Genomic DNA, 17,731 nt, shown 5'->3' with positions numbered 1-17,731 from the left:
GAGGTTTGCAGGCGCAAACCTCCTCTTTTACTTTGTTCAAAAGCCCTGTTAAGCCAGCGTCAGCACCAAATCGTCGGCGTTGACCAGCGTGCCCTCCGGGAGCTGCACGCCCTGCACGGTGGTGTCGTCGGGGCGGTGATGGTGGTTTCCATCTTCATGGCCTCGATGATGAAGAGTGGGGTGTTGCGCTTCACCTGCTGCCCGCTTTCGACCAGCACTTTGGACAGCATGCCTTGGAGTGGGGCGCCCACCTGCCGCGGGTTGCCCTTATCGATTTTTTGATTGCGCACCGTTTTGACTTCCACCGATTTGTCACGCACTTCCAGGTTGCGGGTCTGCCCGTTGAAGGAGAAGAACACCGTGCGGCAGCCGTCGTCGTTGACCTCGCCCACGGAGCGCAGTTTTACGATTACCGACTTGCCGCGGGCAATGTCGATGATGGTTTCCTCGCCGGGCTTGAGGCCGTAGAAAAACACCCGCGTGGGCACCAGCGACACGTCACCGTACTGCTGGAAATGGGCCCAGTACTGTTCGAATACCTTGGGATACAGCAGGTAGCTGAGCAGGTCGGTGAACTTGCCGCCTTCGCCGAACTTATCCTCAAACTTCTTCCACTCTTTCTTGAAGTCAATGGGCTTGAGGTGCTCGTTGGGCCGGTCGGTGAAGGGCTTTTCGTCCTTGAGTATCAGCTTTTGCAGTTCCTGGGGCCAGCCGCCTTCGGGTTGCCCGATGTCGCCGCGGAACAAGCTTTGCACCGACTCGGGGAAGCTCAGCGAGTGGCCTTTTTCCATGACATCCGCCGTAGTCAGGTTATTGGAGACCATAAATAAGGCCATGTCGCCGACGACCTTTGAGGAGGGCGTCACCTTCACGATGTCGCCGAACAGCTCGTTGACCTCGGCAAAGGTCTTTTTCACTTGCTCGAACTTGTCGCCGAGGCCCAGGGCTGCGGCCTGGGGGCGCAGGTTGGAATATTGCCCGCCGGGAATTTCGTGCTGGAATACCTCCGAGGTGCCGGCTTTCAGGCCCGACTCGAACGGATAGTAGTACTCGCGCACGGTTTCCCAGTAGTTGGAAAAATCGTTGAGGCTGTCCTGGTCGAACTCCCGGTGCCGGGGCGTGCCGCGGAACATTTCCACCACCGAGTTGAAGTTGGGCTGGGAAGTCAGGCCCGACAAGGAGCCCATGGCCACGTCGATAACGTCGACGCCGGCTTCCACGGCCTTGAGGTAGGTAGCGGGCTGCAGCGACGAAGTATCGTGGGTATGCAGGTGAATCGGAATCTTGACCGTGTCGCGCAGGGCCGTAATCAGCTCGGTGGCAGCGTAAGGCTTGAGCAGACCAGCCATGTCCTTAATGCAGAGGATATGGGCGCCGGCGTCCTCGATTTGCTTGGCCAGGCGCAGGTAGTAGTCCAGGGAGTATTTCTGGTTGCGCTTGGGGTCCAGAATGTCGCCGGTGTAGCAGATGGCGGCTTCTGCCAGGCCCTTGGTTCTTTTGCGCACGAAGTTGATGCAGGACTCCATGCCCGGCATCCAGTTCAGCGAGTCGAAGATGCGGAACACGTCGACGCCGGTTTCCCAGGCCTGCTGCACAAACCGCTCGGTCAGGTTGTCCGGATAGGCCTTGTAGCCCACCCCGTTGGCCCCCTGATCAGCATCTGGAGCAGAATGTTGGGCACGGCTTCCCGGATTTTGGCCAGCCGCTCCCAGGGGTCTTCGTGCAGAAAGCGCAACGCCACGTCGAAGGTAGCCCCGCCCCAGACTTCCATCGAGAAGGTCTGGGGGTGCATTTTGGCGTAGCGCTCCGCTACCTTGAGCATGTCGAAGGTGCGCATGCGGGTGGCCAGCAGACTTTGGTGGGCGTCGCGGAAGGTGGTGTCGGTGTAGTGCACCAGCGGGTCTTCGCGCAGCCACTTGGCAAAGCCTTCGGGCCCAGCTCGGTGAGCTTGTCTTTGGTGCCGGGCTGGTAGGGAGCGTCCATATCAAACTTGGGCAGAATGGGCTTGCGCAGCTCCTTTTTTGGGTCGATGAGGCCCTTAACGTCGGGGTTGCCGTTGACGATGATGTCGCCGACGAAGCCCAGAATTTTGGTGCCGCGGTCCTGCCGGGGCTTGAACTTGAAGAGCTCCGCGTGGTCCTTGATAAAGTCCACGTTGGCCTGCCCGCTCACGAAGGTGGGGTTGGCAATGATGTTCTGCAGAAACTGGATGTTGGTGCGCACCCCGCGGATGCGGAACTCGTCCAGGGTGCGGGCCATTTTGGAGGCGGCGCCTTCCAGCGTGGGCGCGTGGGCCGACACTTTTACCAGCAGCGAATCGAAAAACGGGGAAATCTTGGCGCCCTGGTACACAGAGCCCTGGTCGAGGCGGATGCCGAAGCCGCCTGCCGAGCGGTAGGCCACAATGGTGCCGTAGTCAGGCTTGAAGTCGTTTTCGGGGTCTTCAGTGGTGATGCGGCACTGAATGGCGTAGCCGTTCTTCATCGGCCGCCCGCCCACTTCCAGCCCGATTTCGGGGTCTGAAAGCCGAGCGCCGTCGGCAATGTAGATCTGGGTTTTGATCAGGTCGATGCCGGTAATCATTTCCGTTACCGTGTGCTCGACCTGAATGCGGGGGTTTACCTCAATAAAGTAAATCCGGTCCATTTCCGGGTTGACCAGGAATTCGACAGTACCCACGTTGTTGTAGTTCACGGCCCGGCCCAGGCGCAGCGCGTACTCATATAAGAGGTGGCGCATATGGTCGGGCAGGTTGAGCGAGGGCGCTACTTCCACCACTTTCTGGTAGCGGCGCTGCACCGAGCAGTCACGCTCGTAGAGGTGCACGATGTTGCCGTGGGTGTCGGCCACGAGCTGCACCTCGATGTGCTTGGGGTTCTCGACAAACTTCTCCAAAAACACGGTGTCGTCGCCGAAGGCTTTCAGGGCCTCGTTGCGAGCCTCGAAGAAGCCGCGCTCCAGCTGCTCGTCGTCGCGGATGACGCGCATACCCCGGCCGCCCCCGCCGCTGGCCGCCTTGAGCATCACCGGGTAGCCGATGCGGTGGGCTTCGCGCTGGGCCGTTTCGAAGTCGTTGAGGTCTTCGACGCTGCTTTCGATAATGGGTACCTGGCACTGCACAGCCACGCGCTTGGCGGCTACTTTGTCGCCGAGGGCTTCCATAACTTCCGGGCGCGGACCGACGAAAATGATGCCTTCCTCCCCGCAGCGCCGGGCCAGCGTCGCGTTTTCCGACAGAAAGCCGTAGCCAGGATGAATAGCATCCACGCCGTTGTCTTTGGCCACCCGCAGAATACCCTCAATATCGAGGTAGGGCTTTAGCGGGTCATCGTCGCGGCCAATCTGGTAGGCTTCATCGGCTTTGTAGCGGTGCAGCGAGTAGCGGTCCTCGTAGGTGTAGATAGCCACGGTGGGAATGCCCAGCTCAGTGGCGGCCCGTAACACTCGGATGGCAATTTCGCCGCGGTTGGCGACCAGCAATTTGCGGATGTTCATAGACTACGGTAGACGTGTTTGGCGTGGAAAGAGCGTTCAGAACGGAAAGCTAGGAAAAAGGCAGACTAAACCCAGAATTCTGCAGCGAATTTTAGCTAAATGCTGTAATTCGCAAACAAACATTCGTTATTCTACGCATTAAGGCTACAATATATAAACCTTGGGCAGCTAGGTCAGTTGTCAAAGCACTACCTCGACAATTCCCCACCTATGAACTTTTCTGCGAAGAATATCCTGCTCGTTGGCGCTTCATCTGGTATTGGCCTAGCTACGGCGCAGCTTCTGCATAAGCTTGAAGCCAAGCTTTTTACCATTTCCCGCCACCTCTCGCCGGAACTAGCCGAGCTGGGTACCACCCACTTCGAAGCCGATGCTACCCAGCCGCTGCCCGCAGAACTCCTGGCCCAATTGCCCGAAACCTTGCACGGCGTAGTCTATTGCCCTGGCAGCATCAAGCTGCGGCCGTTTGAGCGAATTCCACTGGAGGACTTCCGCTCCGACTTCGAGCTGAATGTACTGGGCGCGGTGCAGGTGTTACAGGCCACGATGAAGCGGCTCAAAAAGGCCGAAGGCGCCTCGGTGGTGCTCTTCAGTACCGTGGCCGCTACCACCGGCATGAGCTTCCATACCAGCATTGCCACGGCCAAAGCCGCCGTGGAAGGCCTGACCCGGGCCCTGGCCGCTGAGTACGCCGCCAGCAACGTGCGCATCAACGCCATTGCCCCTTCCCTGACCAATACGCCCCTGGCCGCTGCCTTGCTCAACACTCCCGAAAAAGCGGAAGCTGGGGCCAAGCGCCACCCCTTGCAGCGCGTGGGGGAGCCTGAGGATCTGGCCTACATGGCTTCATTCCTGCTCTCCGACCACAGCAGCTTTATCACCGGGCAGGTAATGCCCGTGGATGGGGAATGGGTAAGCTAAAGTAAGCTGGTACTTTATGAGTGAGAAGATGGAAAGAATCGTTCTATTCTGGCACCGGCGCGACTTACGGCAGCACGACAATGCAGGCCTGGCGGCGGCCCTGCAAAGCGGCTACCCCGTGGTACCGCTGTTTATCTACGACCGGGAAATCCTGGATCTGCTGCCCAGCCGCCGCGACGCCCGCGTCACCTACATCTACGACGAGGTTGAGCGGCTGGCCCGGCAAACGGAGCAGGCCGGCGGCACGTTTCTGGCGTTTTATGGCAAGCCGACGGAGGTTTTTGCTCAACTCACACAGCAGTACGAGGTAGCGGCCGTGTACACCAACGAAGACTACGAGCCCTACGCCACCGTGAGGGACAGCTCCATAGCCGAACAGCTTCGGGCCGTGGGTGCCGACTTCAAGGCGTATAAGGACCAGGTTATCTTCGCCAAAAACGAAATCCTGAGCAAATCTGGAACCCCGCCCAAGGTATTCGGGGCTTACAGCAAAGCCTGGCTGGCGGCCTTGCGCGACGAGCACCTGGCCCCCTACCCTTCCCGGGAGCTGTTTACTAGCGCCAATCTGGCTGAGCTGACCGACGCCACACCGCGCCCGACGCTGGAGCAGATGAGCTTTGTCCGGTACGAGCAGCTGATACCGGCCGCTGAGCTGCCGGCCGAGGAGCTGGTGCGCAACTACCACCAGACCCGCGACAAACCGGGCTTGGTGAACAGCAGTACCCGCCGCTCGGTGCACCTGCGGTTCGGGACGCTAAGCGTGCGGGAGCTGATGCGGCAGGCCCGGGAGCTAAACCCCAAGCTGTTGAATGAGCTGATCTGGCGCGACTTTTTTATGATGCTGCTCTGGCATTATCCCTTCACGGCCACCGAAAGCTACGACCCGCGCCTGCGCCAGGTGCCCTACCGCAACAATGAGGCGGAATTTCAGGCCTGGTGCGAGGGCCGCACGGGCTACCCCTTGGTAGACGCCGGCATGCGGGAGCTCAACCAGACCGGCTACATGCCCAACCGGGCCCGGATTGCCGCGGCCGGCTTCCTGGTCAAACACCTGCTCATCGACTGGCGCTGGGGTGACCGGTATTTTGCCGACAAGCTGCTCGACTACGACATGGCCCAGAACGTGGGCAACTGGCAGTGGATGGCCGGCACCGGGGCCGTGGCCGCGCCCTGGTTCAGAGTCTACAGCCCCCAGAGCCAGCAGGAGCAGTATGATGCCAGCTTTGCCTACGTCTGGCAGTGGATTCCCGAGTTTGGCACCTGCGAGTACCCAAAGCCCATTGTCGACCATAAGTTTGCCCGGGAACGGGCCATTGCTACCTTTCGGGCCTCTTATCAGGGCGCCGGCTAGCGTAGCGCCTGCCGGGGTCCTACCACTGTTTAGCCAAAGTCCCGCTCCTAAATGAGCCCTATAGAGCAACGCATTGTCGAGGTGAGTACTTTCTGGCGCAGCCTTTCCGAAGAGCAGCTGCAGCAGCGGCCGGTACCCGAGAAGTGGAGCAAAAAGGAAATTCTGGGCCACCTGATTGATTCAGCTCAGACCAATATCCGCCGTGTTGTTGTGGGACAGTACCAGCCAGGGGCACACATCGTGTATGAGCAGAATATCTGGGTGCAGGCTGCTGATTACCAGTCCTATCCTTCGGATGAGCTACTGCAGTTGTGGGTGCTGCTGAACCGGCACTTTGCCCGGTTGGCAGCGCGGGTGCCCGCCGACCAGCTTTCGGCCTTAATAAACTGGGGCCGGGATAAACCAGAGTTCGTTTCCCTGGGTTTAGTAATTAAAGACTACCTGACGCATCTGGATCATCATGTGGGTCAGCTTTACCAAACCGGCTCCGTATAGCCAAGCATTCCGAATTCCTATGGACAAGGACCGTATCAAACAGGCTTACCTCGACTACGTGCTGCGCAAGGGCACCCCACCCGCGTCGGTATACAAGCTCACCAGCAAGCTCAACATTCCGGAGGCGGAATTCTACCAGTACTACGCCAACTTCGATGCCATCGACCGGGAAATCTGGGCTGACTTTGCCCGGCAGGCCCGGCAGCGCGCCGCCACCGAGCCGGTGTGGGAGCAGTACGGAGCCCGCGAAAAGCTCCTGGGCTTCTATTACACCTTGCTGGAGCTGCTCAAACAGAACCGCAGCTACGCGCTGAACTCGCTGCGCCGCTCCCTGCACCGCATGCCCGGCCTTACCCCACGGGTGCTCGACGATTTCCGCCAGGACTTCGAGCAGTTTGTGCAGGACATTCTGCAGGAGGGCAAGCGCACCGAGGAAGTGGCCGTGCGGCCCCTGTTGCAGGAGTCTTATCCCCGGTTGTTTTGGCAGCAGGCTCTGTTTGTGCTGGGTTTCTTCGCCAAAGACGACTCCCTCAACTTTGAGCGCACCGACGCCGCCATTGAAAAGGCCGTAACGCTGAGCTTCGACCTGGTAGGCCGCAACACCCTGGACTCGGCCCTGGACCTGGCCCGCTTTCTGGTAAACCGCCGCTAATGAGTGACGACCTGAATACGCCCGAATCGGCGGCCCCGGAGCTGGCCGATTCCCGGCAGCTGGCTTCCCTGCCTACTACCAAGGTGGCCCGGGCGGCCCGCTTTGCCAAAACCGGCCTGAAAGTCGGAGCTAACTACGTGAAGCACTACGCCAAGCGCGCCGCCGGCGTCACGAGTGAAGCCGCCGACCTGCACGCGGCCAACGCTGCCGAGCTGTACGGCGCTTTGAGCGAGATGAAAGGCTCGGTGCTGAAAGTGGCTCAGATGCTGGCCATGGAAAAAAACATGCTTCCTACGGCGTATTCCGACCTGTTTGCCCAGGCTCAATACCAGAGTCCGCCGCTGTCGGGCCCGCTGGTGACCAAGGTGCTGCGGGATGCTTTCGGCCGCTCCCCGTTCGAGGTATTCGACGAGTTTGACATCAACGCCCGGCAAGCCGCCAGCATCGGACAGGTACACCGGGCCCGCAAGGATGACCGGACCTTGGCCGTGAAGGTGCAGTACCCTGGCGTGGCCGACAGTATCCGCTCGGATATCCGGCTGGTGAAACCCATTGCGCTCCGGGTATTGGGCCTTGATGAAACCCAGGTGCGGCCCTACCTGGAGGAAGTGGAAACCCGCCTGCTGGAGGAAACCAACTACGCCCTGGAACTGCAGCGCGGCACTGAAATAGCCGCTCAGTGCGCTGCTTTGCCGAATCTGGAGTTTCCGCGCTACTACCCCGAGCTTTCCACCAACCGGGTCCTGACTATGGACTGGCTGGCCGGGCAGCACCTGCGGGAGTTTTTGGCTACCGACTCCAGCCAGGATGTGCGCAACCAACTGGGCCAAGCATTGTGGGACTTCTACGCCTTTCAGCTTCATACCCTGCACCGAGTACACGCTGATCCGCACCCGGGCAACTTCCTGCTGCGGGCCGACCATGGCGGCACGGTGGGCGTGCTGGATTTTGGCTGCGTCAAGGAAATTCCGGCCGATGTCTACGCCCTGTTCACGGCTCTGCTCACCCCCGAAACCCTGGCCAATGAAGCCCGCCTGGCGGACTTGCTGACCCAGGCCGGCGTGCTGCGGCCCGCCGACGCCCCGGCCATGCGCGCCTTTTACCTGCAAACCATGCAGGCCTCTCTGGAGCTTGTAGGTCGGCCTTTCCGCCAGGCCCGCTTCGACTTTGGCGACCCGGCTTACATGGCGGCGCTCTACCAACTCGGCGACGAGCTGATGCAGCAGCCCGAGCTTCGGCAGCAGCGCGAACCACGTGGCTCCGAGCATTTTATCTACCTAAACCGCACGTACGTGGGCCTGTACGCTTTGCTCACCGAACTGCGGGCCTCGGTGAACACCGGTGCTACAGACTTAGACTAAGCCCTAGCAAACAAGTGCTTGAACAGTACTCTGAAGCCCGACCCGATAGGTCGGGCTTTTTTGTGCCGTGAGTAGCCGACCTAATGATAAGCAGCTACCGCCGTCTGAAGGTCTACTCCTGCCGCACCGAAATACCCACAAATAGGTATGGTATTGCCCACATTTTTCCCGCTATTTGTAGTACTGAGCGGCACTAACTCCCGCACCGCAGCTTTGATAAATAGGGCATCTGTCAGCCTAATCAACTCACCGCCAATCCGACAAACCAGTACCGAGCTCCACGACATGCTTTTTTCACGTTTTCTCGCCTTCTTCGGAGCGGCCACCCTGCTGGCGGCTTATACAACGCCTATTTCGCAGGGAATCCAAACGAAAGTCCAGGTAACCTACACGCTGAGGGAAGGCGAGAAAACGCTAAACTTCAAGGGCAGCAAGGCTTGGCAGCCGGCCTGGAGCGACTCCCTGATTGTCCGCCTGGAACGAGGCGCTATTCCGGCCTATGACAATAAAAATCAGCTCCTGTCCCCTCTGCCCTGCCCCGGGCCCGGCAGATTCACGGGCTGGTTTTGGAGCAGGATGCGAACGGCAAGCTGCAGGACGGCGGCGTACTCCTGCTGCCAGCGCGTGACGTAATCGGGGTACTGGGGAATGAGGCCGCGGCCTCGGATGTGTCGCTGTACTTTTTTGACCGGTCCGTATCCCTGGAACACTTTTACGCCCGCGTGCGCCACGCCGACCTGGAAAAGCTTATCCAAGCCCGTCTGGAATTTGTTCCCGCTAAGTAAGAGCAAACGGGCTTGCTGAGTTATCATACGGCCTAACCTGGCGGGCAAGGTCCCCGGGTTAAGCCGTTTTGTATATGGGCATTAAGGCAACCAAAACTATTTTAAAGCTGAGCAGTTCTTAGCGTCCCTTGCACATTTATGGCCTTCTCTGGTCAGAAAGCCACTTTTGTAGCATTCTTCCCACACTTACTCCACCGTTCTGTTTCCATGAAAAAATTCTGGACCCTGTACGCTGCCTTCCTCAGCGTGGTATCCGTAGCCTCGGCACAAGTCGGCACCAGCCCGGCCAAGTTGGCCTGCTGCTCCCGGCCTGCAACAAGCGCCAACGCCACGGAAGCCTTTGCCATGCTGGCCACCAACGAAGACTTCTCCGGTGGCCACGATGCGCCTCTGCCTTATACCTATGAGGGCCAGGGCGAAATGATTGAGTTTAAAACCACCGACGGTCAGACTGCCAAGGCTTTCGAAATCAAGAGCAACGTGCGCTCCGACAAGTACCTGTTCGTGATTCACGAGTGGTGGGGCCTCAATGACTATATCAAAAAGGAAGCTGCCACGCTTGCCAACGAGCTGAAAGGCGTCAACGTCATTGCCCTGGACCTCTACGACGGGCAGGTGGCGACCACCGCCGAGGAAGCTGGTAAGCTGATGCAGGCTGTGAAAACCGAACGGGCACAGGCTATTATTAAGGGTGCCTTGCTGCACGCTGGCCCCAATGCCAAGGTGTCGTCCATCGGGTGGTGCTTCGGCGGCGGCTGGTCGTTGCAGACGGCCCTGCTGGCCGGCCCCAAGGCCGTGGGGTGCGTGATGTACTATGGCATGCCCGAAAAGGATGTGGCCAAGCTCAAAACGCTGAACACCGACGTGCTGGCCATTTTTGCCAGCCAGGATAAGTGGATCAGCCCCGAGGTGGCTGCCCAGTTTCAGCGGGACATGGCTTCGGCCAAGAAAAAGGTGACTATCAAAAGCTACGATGCCGACCACGCCTTTGCCAACCCTTCTAACCCAAAGTACAGCAAGGAATTTTCGGCCCAAGCCCATGCCGCAGCCCTGGAATACCTGCGCAAGAACCTCAAGCTGAAAGGCTAGCCAACTGCGCACAACTGCCCAAAAAGAAACAGCCACTCCCGACGGGAGTGGCTGTTTCTTTTTGGACTCAGGTCTACTCAAAAGCCCCTACGCCGGCTGCAGCTCCCAGCCGCTCGACAGAATAGCGGCCAGCTCGGCGACGCTTTCGGTAAGCTGCTCCCAGCCGTTGAGCACGAAGTAGTGCTCCTGAAGCTGGGCTTCGCTGTAGGGCGTGTGCAGTACCGTGGCCAAGTCGAAAGGACGGCGGGTGCTCTCGTCGGCAATGCAATGGTGGATTTCGCCCGACGACGACAGCAGGCCGGCGCCGTACATGCGGGTGGCCCCGGCTTCCTGCACCAGACCAAACTGCACCGTGAAGCCGTAAAGGCGTTCCAGACGGGCCAAGGCTGCGGCATCGTGCAGGTGCTGAGCGGCCACCCGGCCCAGGAAATGCAGAAAATCGGCAAAGGCCTGGTCCATCAGCAGAGGCACGTGGCCGAATACGCCGTGAAACAGGTCAGGCTCCTGCACGAAGTCGAACTGCGCCATGGACCGGATCCAGACCGTGGCCGGAAATTTACGCTCGGCCAGCAACCCGAAGAAGGTAGCATCATCGAGCATACCCGACACGGGCTCCAGCTGCCAGCCGGTTGCTTTCTGCAGGCGCTTGCTCACGTCCTCGAAGCGCGGCAGGGCATTGCGGTGCAAACCCGACTGGCTCAGGCCCTGCTCAAAAGCCTGGGCGGCGCGTTTGTGCAGCAAGGCCGTCTGGCGGTCAAACAATACCTTCCAAACCAGATGGTCCTGGGTGGTGTACCGGTCGTAGTGCTGTGTTACCATGACGAGAGGCATAAAAAAAGGCCCGATTCCTGGGAGGAGTCGGGCCTTTGTGGTTTTCAGAGGGTTAGTAGCATGAGCTTCTAGCTTCCGTACCGGCAAAATGGCCCGACTCCGTCCATCACAGGACGAATATTTAGGCAGAAGCATTTCGCGGTTTGGTTTATCATACTGAATGCAAATATATAGAAGAATAAAAATAGGTTGTATACCATGAAGCCATATTTTTCTAAGCCCCTATGAAATAACACAACACTATTACACCAAATACCCCCTTATAAATAGGGGCATATTTTAGTATTTTATCGTATTTACTGAGAAATACCCCTCAATATGAAATGGTATACAAATGCAAAAGACATCAGCTGGCAGAATTATGGTTGCTGCTGGGAGGTAGGGTAATTTTTTTGGAAGGTGTAGGTATTCCTGGTTAAAAACGCTTGCTCCTGGGCATATTTAACTTCTTTTCTGACAATCAGTTGCTTGGCGTTATACTCCACCGTTTTACGAATCAGGCAATTTTTGCCGTTGTCCTGGCCTGCTCCTTCCAACACAAGCTGCCAGCTTTGCCCGCCGGCAGCGAATAGCGCAGTATTTTGAGTTACCCGCAGCGTTGTTCCGTCCCAACTAATGGTTTGCCCATCGGCCGACAGCTCCAGCGTGTCGGTGCCTGCTACCTGCTGCCCGTTGGGTTCCCGGTACGAGAAGTCAAGCAACAGCTGCCGGGGTGCTAGCTGCCGGCCGTTCATGTGGGTTGGCAGCGTGACAAGCTTCTGGGAACGGTAATCCAGGTACGTTAAGCTTCCCTGCCAGGCTTGAGTCAGCGGGTACAGCTGCGGCAAGGTTACTCCCGCTGGAGCGCTCTGGGCCAAGGCAGGAAAGCAGGCCCCCAGCAGTAACGCGGCAGACAGAAACAGGATAGTGACGGCGGGAGTAGGCCAGAATTCAGCACCCAACAATGACTTTTTCATAGCGCGAAACATGAGCGGTTACTGTTGGCCGTTGGGTTCGTAGTTCATGCGCAGGTTCGTGTCGCCGGTGACGCGCAGCTTCACGTTGGCTGTGGTCTGCGCTGAGCCATTGAGCAGCACCGCCGTGGACCCGGCCATGTAGCGCAGTGTAGCGGCTTGGCCGGGCTGCAGGGTGGCGCGGCCAAAGATACCGCCGCCCCGGGGCCGCTCCTTGAACTCGACGGCCACTTTGCCCACGTTGCGGGCCACCACGCGGAAGGCCCCGGGCTGCCCGCCACCCAGAGCAAACTGCTTGCCGGGCTGAATAAACAGGTCGGAGTTGAGACTAGCCCAGCAGTAAGACATGGTCCTGCTAAGCAAGAACAGACTTAGTACAGACAGAGAGCGCAGGAGAAATCGGAAACGCATGGCAGAGGGAATTGAGGTGAAACAATGTCCCAAAGGAACCTGCCTCAGTAGCCCCACTCGCCCCGATTTACAGCCTGGGACGTCCCAATACATAGTTTGGCACCCCTACGCCCCTATTCCAACCGATTTACCTCTCCCGGCGTAATACCCCGCAACTTTTTAAAGACGCGGTTGAAAGTCGACTTGGAGTTGAACCCAGCCTCCAGGGCCACGGCCAGCAAGGTGTAGTGCCGGAACTGCGGGTCGCGCAGCCGGGCTTCGGCTTCCTGCACCCGGTATTCGTTGATAAAGTCATTGAAGTTTTTGCCGCATCCTGCATTAATCACCCGCGACAACCAAGACGTGTTAGTGCGCAACTGAGCGGCCAGCTCTCCCAAAGTCAGCTCGGGCGCCAGGTAGGGCTGGGCAATTTGCATGTGGCTCAGCAGGCGGATGGTCCAGCGGGACAACTCCGCATCGATGGCCGGCGCGGGCAGTGGTTCCGCAGCTTTCACTTCGGCCGCCGTGGCCGGCGAAAGTCGGGTGGAGTGGCTCGGCAACGGCAGTTCCAGATGACTCCCCTGCTCCGGCTCGGGTGCAGGGCTGGGGGCAAGTTGCTGTCGGTGGCCGGCTGAAAGCGCAGACCAGCTAGCTGGTGGCCGGTAAGCAGACCGGCAATGCTCAGGTAATAAATCAGCAGGCCCGTAAACAGATAATCGTACCACTCTTCGTAGTAGTTCAGCGGACTCACAAAGCTGTTTACCAACCCAAAAACCAGCGTTACGGCCGTACCAACCAGCACAGCTACCAACACGTTGCGCAGCCAGCGGAACCGAATCTGGTCGGTATCGGAGAAGTTGTCGTTAAGGTAGCGAGCGTAGGCGCGGTACTCGCGCAGAGTGCGCAGGGCGTAAAAGCCAATGAGCAAGTAGCTAGCAGTGTCCAGAAAGTAGTTCAGCGGCAGCTCGTTGAGGTACTGAGCCAGCGGCCCTTTGGTGCCGAAGTGAGCCGGCAACCGTTGGCCCTGCAGCCAGTGCCACCAACCAATATCGTAGATAAACACGCCGAGCCGGAACGCCAGGTAGGCCAGAGCCGGGGTCAGGGGCCACCAGTGCCGGCGCCCAAACCGGAACTCCTGGTTGGTCAGGCTGCGGAAGTAGAAATACAACGCCGGCCCTACCGCCAGCCAGTTGCTGAACGGGAAGTAAAACATAAACGTCGAAAAGGCGTCGTGGGAGTCGTACCAGCCCGCGAAGCCCAGCATCCACTGGGCCAAGCGCAGCGTGTGCAGCACCAGCAGCAAAGCCAGCCAGGCGTCGGCCGCGCTGCCAAAGTGCCGGCTGCGCCCCAGCAGTACCCACTCACCACCGCGCCCTGCACAAAGAAAGGCAGCAGCAACCCGCTGTAAACGCTGAAGGTGAAGGGCATAGCCGGGCTGATACGTAGTTGAGCCAAACCCGGCCCTACCCGCGGGTAGCAGCCGGATTTGGCTCAACTAACAACTAAAAAACCAACAACTAAGAACTGCTCACCGAAAAGCTGGTGGCTACTCCAGCTCCTGGCGCAGGGCGTACACTTTGCGCAGGTTGCGGATCAGGCGCTCCGACTCCTGAAAATTCAGGGTCTGGGCTCCGTCGGAAGCGGCTTCTTCGGGCTTCTCGTGGGCTTCGTAGAGAATGCCGTCGGCGCCGGCCATTACCCCGGCCAAAGCCATAGTAGGCACATAGTCGCGGATGCCGATACCGTGCGAGGGGTCGACTACTACGGGCAGGTGGGTTTTCTCCTTCAGAATCGGCACAGCGTTCAGATCCAGGGTATTGCGCGAGGCCGTTTCGAAGGTCCGGATGCCCCGCTCGCAGAGAATCAGCTTTTCGTTGCCGCCCGAAAACACGTACTCAGCCGACGACAAGAGCTCCTCGATGGTGCCCGAAATGCCGCGCTTGATGAGCACGGGCTTATCTACTCCGCCCAGGGCGTCGAGCAGGTTGAAGTTCTGGGTGTTGCGGGCCCCGACCTGGAACACGTCCACATAGTCGTGCATTTCCTCGACCTGCGAGACCTGCATAACCTCAGTCACGATTTTGATGCCGCGGGCCCGGGCCATCTGGTGAAACAGCTTGAGCCCTTCCATGCCCAGGCCACGAAACGAGTAGGGCGACGAGCGGGGCTTGAACACGCCCCCGCGCATCAGGCGCACGTCGTTGTCGACGAGGTGCTGCATGATTTTCTCCATCTGGGCCTCACTCTCGATGCTGCAGGGGCCGGCGGCAATGCTCAAGCTCCCCTCCCCGATGCGTACTCCGTCGCCGAGGTCGAGCACGGTGGGACGCACCCGCCACTTGCGGCTCACCAGCTTGTACTCATCCGACACGCGGTGAATGTCCAGGATGCCGGGCAGCTGGCCCAGGGTGCGTAGGTCTACTTCGGCCTTGCCAGTGCCCACTAAGTAGCTGGCCCGCTGGGTGTCGACTTCGGTAACCTTGAACTTGGCGTCCTTGACGCGGGCAATAATGTCGGCTTTCTGTTCGGCCGAAATGTTCTTTTCGAGTTGAATTATCATGCGGTGGTTGCCCTACTTTTATTCTGTCATTCTGAGCAAAGCGATAAACCTTATTAAGCTAGAACAAGTGGTCCTACTAGCCGAAGGTCCTTCGCAAGCTCAGGATGACAGGCGGAATATTTGAATGGGGAGAATCAGTGGAGAATGGAAGAAACGAACTGCTTAGCCGCAGCCGGGGCATCGGGGCATCTTCCAGGGCCCGGATAAAGGCCGAGCCGATGATGGCGCCGTGGGCGTGGCCAGCGGCCCGCTGGAACGAGGCCTTGTCGCCGATGCCAAAGCCGATGAGGCGGGGGTTGCGCAGATTCATGCCGGCAATCCGCTCGAAGTAGGCTTCCTGCACGCCCTCGGCCTGGGTGTTGGCCCCACCCGTAGTGCCGGGACCCGACACCAGGTACAGGAAAGCGTCGGTGAGCGTGTCCATGTGTTTGATTCGCTCGGGCGCAGTCTGGGGCGTAATCAGAAACACGGGCTGTAAACCGTACTTTTTGAAAATGCTCTGATATTCTTCCTCGTACTCGGCCAAGGGCAGGTCGGGCAGAATCAGGCCGTCGACACCGGCCTCGGCCGCTGCCTGGCAGAATTTCTCCATGCCGAACTGCATAATCGGGTTGAGGTAGCCCATGAGCAGCAGCGGGGTGTCGGGCACCTTGGCGCGCACGTCCCGGAGCTGCTCAAACAGCACGTAGAGGTTCATGCCGTTGGCCAGCGCCACTGTGCTGCTCTGCTGAATCACCGGACCATCGGCCAGCGGGTCGGAAAACGGCATGCCGATTTCGATGAGGTCGGCACCGGCTTCGGTCAGGGCTTCGATGAGCGGAATAGTGTCGTGCAGCTTGGGGTAGCCGGCCGTGAAGTACACGTTGAGCAGGTTCTGGCCTTTCTTGGCAAAGGCTTCTTGGATACGGTTGGGCATGATTACTTAAGCTTGTCGGCGTACTTCATGTAGGTTTCCAGGTCCTTGTCGCCGCGGCCGGAAAGGTTGATGACCACCACGTCGTCGGGGCCGGCACCGAGCTGGCCCAATGCGGCCAGGGCGTGGGCCGTCTCCAGGGCCGGAATGATGCCTTCGAGGCGGCTACATTCGGCCACGGCCGTCAGTGCTTCCTCATCCTCGATGCTGATAAACCGGGCCCGGCCCGAAGCGCCCAGATAGGCGTGCAGCGGACCGATACCGGGGTAGTCGAGGCCGGCGGAAATGGAGTAGGGCTCGGTAATCTGCCCGTGCTCGTCCTGCATGAGCAGGGTGCGGGAGCCGTGAATGATACCGGGCGTGCCCAGCACCGAGGTAGCGGCCGAATGGCCCGAGTGAATCCCGTGTCCGGCCGCTTCCACGGCTACCAGCTGCACCGAAGGCTCATCCAGGAAGTGGTAAAACGCGCCGGCCGCATTCGAGCCGCCGCCTACGCAGGCCACCACGTAGTCGGGCAGCTCGCGGCCTACTTTCTCCAGCAGCTGCTTGCGCATTTCCTCGCTGATAACCGACTGCAGCCGGGCTACCAAGTCGGGGTACGGGTGCGGGCCGACCACTGAGCCGATGATGTAGTGCGTGTCGACGGGGTTGCTGATCCAGTCGCGGATGGCCTCATTGGTAGCGTCCTTCAGGGTTTGGCTGCCGCTGGTTACGGCCACCACTTTGGCCCCGAGCAGGCGCATGCGCTCCACGTTGGGCTTCTGCCGCTCAGTGTCGGTTTTGCCCATGTAGACAATGCACTCCATGCCCATCAACGCGCAGACGGTGGCCGTGGCTACGCCGTGCTGCCCAGCGCCGGTTTCGGCGATGATGCGGGTCTTGCCCAGGCGCTTAGCCAGCAGAATCTGCCCCACGGTGTTGTTAACCTTGTGGGCGCCGGTGTGGCAGAGGTCTTCGCGCTTGAGGTAGATGCGGGTATTATAGCGGGCCGACAGCCGCTTGGCCTCAAATAGCGGGGTGGGCCGGCCCACGTAGTCGCGCAGGAGCTGCTGGTACTCGGCCTGAAACTCCGGGTCGGCCATGATTTGCAGGTATTGCTCCCGCAGCTCTTCCACGTTGGGGTAGAGCATTTCGGGAATAAAAGCGCCGCCGAACTGGCCGTAGTAGCCGCGGGCGTTGGGTTGAAACTGGGAAGTGGTGGTCGTACTCACAGGTGTCGCAGGGTTGCGCAGCGTTACACTGCAGTTGAGTCTAAGGAGTAAAATTCGGGCGCAGGCCTCTGAACATGCGGGCCAGCTTGGCATCGTCTTTCAGGCCGGGCTCGGTTTCAAAGCGGCTATTCAAATCCACGGCGTAGAGGCCGGGCAGGTGCAGCTTTGCCAGTGCTTCGGCGTGCTGCTCGTCGAGGCCACCGGCCAGGAAATAAGGCACCTCGAGTGGGTAGTGCTGCAGCAAACTCCAGTCGAAGGTCGTGCCGTTGCCGCCCGGCTGCTCCCCTTTCGTATCGAAGAGAAAGTAGGCACAATAGGGCGCGTAGGGCCGCAGGGTTTCAAAGTCAAAGTCGGCATCAAAGGCAAAAGCCTTGATAACCGGAATGCCGGCGGCCTGCAATTCGGCACATTGCGCGGGCGTTTCGTGGCCGTGCAGCTGTACCAAATCCAAGTTGTAACGGGCTACTTGCTGCTGCACCACGGCCGGAGCTTCATCCACGAACACGCCCACCTTGCGGCAACTGGCCGGCAGTTGCCGGAGTAGCTCCGCGTCCAGGGCCTCGGCCACGTAGCGCTTCGACTTAGGGTAGAAGATGAAGCCCAGAAAGTCGGGCTGCAAAGCCGCCACGGCCGCCACGTTGGCCGCCTCCCGCATGCCGCACACTTTGATGCGCAGCGCAGCGGCAGTTTCAAGTGGAGATGTGGACGTGGGCGTGGTCATCAC

The 17,731-nt window shown here is 59.5% G+C and carries 16 protein-coding genes and 1 pseudogene; 7 read left to right on the top strand and 10 right to left on the bottom strand.

Annotation, left to right across the window (positions count from 1 at the left end; genetic code table 11):
* Positions 1–48: 48 nt before the first annotated feature.
* Positions 49–3,495 (bottom strand): annotated as a pseudogene (locus MUN79_RS16330) (pyruvate carboxylase).
* Positions 3,496–3,705: 210 nt separating this feature from the next.
* On the opposite strand from MUN79_RS16330, the gene MUN79_RS16325 reads away from it, so the two are divergent.
* From MUN79_RS16325 to MUN79_RS16295, 7 genes are all read left to right on the top strand, one after another.
* A complete protein-coding gene (locus MUN79_RS16325) occupies positions 3,706–4,416 on the top strand; it encodes an SDR family NAD(P)-dependent oxidoreductase (RefSeq protein WP_244673735.1) in 711 nt (236 codons plus the stop codon).
* Between the two features lie 28 nt (positions 4,417–4,444).
* Positions 4,445–5,767 carry a cryptochrome/photolyase family protein gene (locus tag MUN79_RS16320; protein WP_244673734.1) on the top strand — a complete coding sequence of 441 codons (1,323 nt, stop codon included), beginning with the start codon at positions 4,445–4,447 and terminating at the stop codon, positions 5,765–5,767.
* A gap of 51 nt (positions 5,768–5,818) precedes the next feature.
* Complete coding sequence (locus tag MUN79_RS16315) at positions 5,819–6,262, top strand: DinB family protein (RefSeq protein WP_244673733.1); 444 nt, start codon at positions 5,819–5,821, stop codon at positions 6,260–6,262.
* Between the two features lie 19 nt (positions 6,263–6,281).
* Complete coding sequence (locus MUN79_RS16310) at positions 6,282–6,914, top strand: TetR/AcrR family transcriptional regulator (protein ID WP_244673732.1); 633 nt, start codon at positions 6,282–6,284, stop codon at positions 6,912–6,914.
* Entirely contained in the window at positions 6,914–8,275 is a 1,362-nt protein-coding gene (locus MUN79_RS16305) for an ABC1 kinase family protein (RefSeq protein ID WP_244673731.1), read from the top strand. Before MUN79_RS16310 ends, MUN79_RS16305 begins: the two co-directional genes overlap by 1 nt.
* 566 nt (positions 8,276–8,841) lie before the next feature.
* A complete protein-coding gene (locus MUN79_RS16300) occupies positions 8,842–9,060 on the top strand; it encodes a hypothetical protein (RefSeq protein WP_244673730.1) in 219 nt (72 codons plus the stop codon).
* A 207-nt stretch (positions 9,061–9,267) separates the two neighbouring features.
* Complete coding sequence (locus tag MUN79_RS16295; protein ID WP_244673729.1) at positions 9,268–10,149, top strand: dienelactone hydrolase family protein; 882 nt, start codon at positions 9,268–9,270, stop codon at positions 10,147–10,149.
* 87 nt (positions 10,150–10,236) lie between these two features.
* On the opposite strand, the gene MUN79_RS16290 is transcribed toward MUN79_RS16295, so the two are convergent.
* The 9 genes from MUN79_RS16290 to MUN79_RS16250 form a co-directional block, all read right to left on the bottom strand.
* Positions 10,237–10,968, bottom strand: coding sequence for a phenylalanine 4-monooxygenase (locus tag MUN79_RS16290; RefSeq protein WP_244673728.1), 732 nt, complete (start codon positions 10,966–10,968; stop codon positions 10,237–10,239).
* 371 nt (positions 10,969–11,339) lie between these two features.
* Positions 11,340–11,936, bottom strand: a complete 597-nt coding sequence (locus tag MUN79_RS16285; protein ID WP_244673727.1) for a hypothetical protein — start codon at positions 11,934–11,936, stop codon at positions 11,340–11,342.
* An 18-nt stretch (positions 11,937–11,954) separates the two neighbouring features.
* Positions 11,955–12,281: a hypothetical protein gene (locus MUN79_RS16280; protein WP_244673726.1), complete on the bottom strand. Its 327-nt coding sequence runs from the start codon at positions 12,279–12,281 to the stop codon at positions 11,955–11,957.
* A 176-nt stretch (positions 12,282–12,457) separates the two neighbouring features.
* Positions 12,458–12,838, bottom strand: coding sequence for a helix-turn-helix domain-containing protein (locus tag MUN79_RS16275; protein WP_244673725.1), 381 nt, complete (start codon positions 12,836–12,838; stop codon positions 12,458–12,460).
* Positions 12,835–13,818, bottom strand: coding sequence for a hypothetical protein (locus MUN79_RS16270; RefSeq protein WP_244673724.1), 984 nt, complete (start codon positions 13,816–13,818; stop codon positions 12,835–12,837). The genes MUN79_RS16275 and MUN79_RS16270 overlap by 4 nt, the downstream gene beginning before the upstream one ends.
* A gap of 51 nt (positions 13,819–13,869) precedes the next feature.
* Positions 13,870–14,883, bottom strand: coding sequence for a 3-deoxy-7-phosphoheptulonate synthase (gene aroF, locus MUN79_RS16265; protein WP_244673723.1), 1,014 nt, complete (start codon positions 14,881–14,883; stop codon positions 13,870–13,872).
* A gap of 76 nt (positions 14,884–14,959) precedes the next feature.
* Positions 14,960–15,799 carry a tryptophan synthase subunit alpha gene (gene trpA, locus MUN79_RS16260; protein ID WP_244673722.1) on the bottom strand — a complete coding sequence of 280 codons (840 nt, stop codon included), beginning with the start codon at positions 15,797–15,799 and terminating at the stop codon, positions 14,960–14,962.
* 2 nt (positions 15,800–15,801) lie between these two features.
* A complete protein-coding gene (trpB, locus tag MUN79_RS16255) occupies positions 15,802–17,007 on the bottom strand; it encodes a tryptophan synthase subunit beta (protein WP_244673721.1) in 1,206 nt (401 codons plus the stop codon).
* 40 nt (positions 17,008–17,047) lie between these two features.
* Positions 17,048–17,728 (bottom strand): phosphoribosylanthranilate isomerase, encoded by a 681-nt coding sequence (locus MUN79_RS16250; protein WP_244673720.1) that lies wholly within the window; start codon positions 17,726–17,728, stop codon positions 17,048–17,050.
* Positions 17,729–17,731 lie beyond the last annotated feature (3 nt).

Source organism: Hymenobacter cellulosilyticus (assembly GCF_022919215.1).
GTDB classification, from domain to species: Bacteria; Bacteroidota; Bacteroidia; order Cytophagales; family Hymenobacteraceae; genus Hymenobacter; species Hymenobacter cellulosilyticus.
Note: the sequence above shows the minus strand (reverse complement) of the source record. Positions and strands in the feature narration are given on the sequence as shown.

Bases quoted from the DNA above. Each gene is read 5' to 3' on its own strand.
- MUN79_RS16325 (WP_244673735.1), top strand. From the start codon at position 3,706: ATGAACTTTTCTGCGAAGAATATCCTGCTCGTTGGCGCTTCATCTGGT.
- MUN79_RS16320 (WP_244673734.1), top strand. From the start codon at position 4,445: ATGGAAAGAATCGTTCTATTCTGGCACCGGCGCGACTTACGGCAGCAC.
- MUN79_RS16315 (WP_244673733.1), top strand. From the start codon at position 5,819: ATGAGCCCTATAGAGCAACGCATTGTCGAGGTGAGTACTTTCTGGCGC.
- MUN79_RS16310 (WP_244673732.1), top strand. From the start codon at position 6,282: ATGGACAAGGACCGTATCAAACAGGCTTACCTCGACTACGTGCTGCGC.
- MUN79_RS16305 (WP_244673731.1), top strand. From the start codon at position 6,914: ATGAGTGACGACCTGAATACGCCCGAATCGGCGGCCCCGGAGCTGGCC.
- MUN79_RS16295 (WP_244673729.1), top strand. From the start codon at position 9,268: ATGAAAAAATTCTGGACCCTGTACGCTGCCTTCCTCAGCGTGGTATCC.
- MUN79_RS16290 (WP_244673728.1), bottom strand. From the start codon at position 10,968: ATGGTAACACAGCACTACGACCGGTACACCACCCAGGACCATCTGGTT.
- MUN79_RS16285 (WP_244673727.1), bottom strand. From the start codon at position 11,936: ATGAAAAAGTCATTGTTGGGTGCTGAATTCTGGCCTACTCCCGCCGTC.
- MUN79_RS16280 (WP_244673726.1), bottom strand. From the start codon at position 12,281: ATGTCTTACTGCTGGGCTAGTCTCAACTCCGACCTGTTTATTCAGCCC.
- aroF (WP_244673723.1), bottom strand. From the start codon at position 14,883: ATGATAATTCAACTCGAAAAGAACATTTCGGCCGAACAGAAAGCCGAC.
- trpA (WP_244673722.1), bottom strand. From the start codon at position 15,799: ATGCCCAACCGTATCCAAGAAGCCTTTGCCAAGAAAGGCCAGAACCTG.
- MUN79_RS16250 (WP_244673720.1), bottom strand. From the start codon at position 17,728: ATGACCACGCCCACGTCCACATCTCCACTTGAAACTGCCGCTGCGCTG.